This is a genomic window from Arthrobacter sp. 10L430 (genome assembly GCF_056395245.1).
In genome coordinates this window covers 1-1,835 of sequence record NZ_JBFTJD010000054.1, presented here as the reverse complement: position 1 = coordinate 1,835, position 1,835 = coordinate 1, and the positions used below count along the sequence as shown (strand labels likewise).

1 rRNA gene is annotated in these 1,835 nt (G+C 56.3%); it reads left to right on the top strand.

The features are described 5' to 3' along the window. Window positions 1–286: 286 nt before the first annotated feature. Window positions 287–1,715 (top strand): 16S ribosomal RNA (locus AC1DDG_RS21620). The last annotated feature ends 120 nt before the right edge of the window (window positions 1,716–1,835 follow it).

Sequence of the window (1,835 nt, the reverse complement as noted above, 5' to 3'; positions counted from 1 at the left end):
GCGGAGACGCTGGTTTGCAWTGTGGTTTGGATTCGGGTAAGTTTGGGAAGTTGCTCCGGAGCGATCCGCGACTGGTTGTTTGGTTGTGGTGGTGCCGGGTGTGTCTGTTGTTTGAGAACTCAATAGTGTGCCAAGTTTGTTGATACCGGTTTATTTTATATGAATTGGTTGRATTGRCCGGACTGYGCCGCCCCTGTGGTGTGGTCTGGTTTTTACAGCTGGTTTCAAATTTTGTGCAGCCTGGTTCCGCGTTTTCCCGTGGTTCTTCGGTTGTGTCTGTTTTWCTTCAACGGAGAGTTTGATCCTGGCTCAGGATGAACGCTGGCGGCGTGCTTAACACATGCAAGTCGAACGATGATCCGGTGCTTGCAYCGGGGATTAGTGGCGAACGGGTGAGTAACTTGTGGTTTTGGATGGACTCGCGGCCTATCAGCTTGTTGGTGAGGTAATGGCTCACCAAGGCGACGACGGGTAGCCGGCCTGAGAGGGTGACCGGCCACACTGGGACTGAGACACGGCCCAGACTCCTACGGGAGGCAGCAGTGGGGAATATTGCACAATGGGCGCAAGCCTGATGCAGCGACGCCGCGTGAGGGATGACGGCCTTCGGGTTGTAAACCTCTTTCAGTAGGGAAGAAGCGAAAGTGACGGTACCTGCAGAAGAAGCGCCGGCTAACTACGTGCCAGCAGCCGCGGTAATACGTAGGGCGCAAGCGTTATCCGGAATTATTGGGCGTAAAGAGCTCGTAGGCGGTTTGTCGCGTCTGCCGTGAAAGTCCGGGGCTCAACTCCGGATCTGCGGTGGGTACGGGCAGACTAGAGTGATGTAGGGGAGACTGGAATTCCTGGTGTAGCGGTGAAATGCGCAGATATCAGGAGGAACACCGATGGCGAAGGCAGGTCTCTGGGCATTAACTGACGCTGAGGAGCGAAAGCATGGGGAGCGAACAGGATTAGATACCCTGGTAGTCCATGCCGTAAACGTTGGGCACTAGGTGTGGGGGACATTCCACGTTTTCCGCGCCGTAGCTAACGCATTAAGTGCCCCGCCTGGGGAGTACGGCCGCAAGGCTAAAACTCAAAGGAATTGACGGGGGCCCGCACAAGCGGCGGAGCATGCGGATTAATTCGATGCAACGCGAAGAACCTTACCAAGGCTTGACATGGACCGGACCGGGCTGGAAACAGTCCTTCCCCTTTGGGGCCGGTTCACAGGTGGTGCATGGTTGTCGTCAGCTCGTGTCGTGAGATGTTGGGTTAAGTCCCGCAACGAGCGCAACCCTCGTTCCATGTTGCCAGCGCGTAATGGCGGGGACTCATGGGAGACTGCCGGGGTCAACTCGGAGGAAGGTGGGGACGACGTCAAATCATCATGCCCCTTATGTCTTGGGCTTCACGCATGCTACAATGGCCGGTACAAAGGGTTGCGATACTGTGAGGTGGAGCTAATCCCAAAAAGCCGGTCTCAGTTCGGATTGGGGTCTGCAACTCGACCCCATGAAGTCGGAGTCGCTAGTAATCGCAGATCAGCAACGCTGCGGTGAATACGTTCCCGGGCCTTGTACACACCGCCCGTCAAGTCACGAAAGTTGGTAACACCCGAAGCCGGTGGCCTAACCCCTTGTGGGAGGGAGCTGTCGAAGGTGGGACTGGCGATTGGGACTAAGTCGTAACAAGGTAGCCGTACCGGAAGGTGCGGCTGGATCACCTCCTTTCTAAGGAGCACCTACAATCACCTTGCCCCGCGTTATGTGGGTGTGGAGGGGTTGTCAGGAGTAAAAGCCCGTTGCGCAGACGATTGTTCTGCGGCGGGTGCTCATGGGTGGAATATCAAC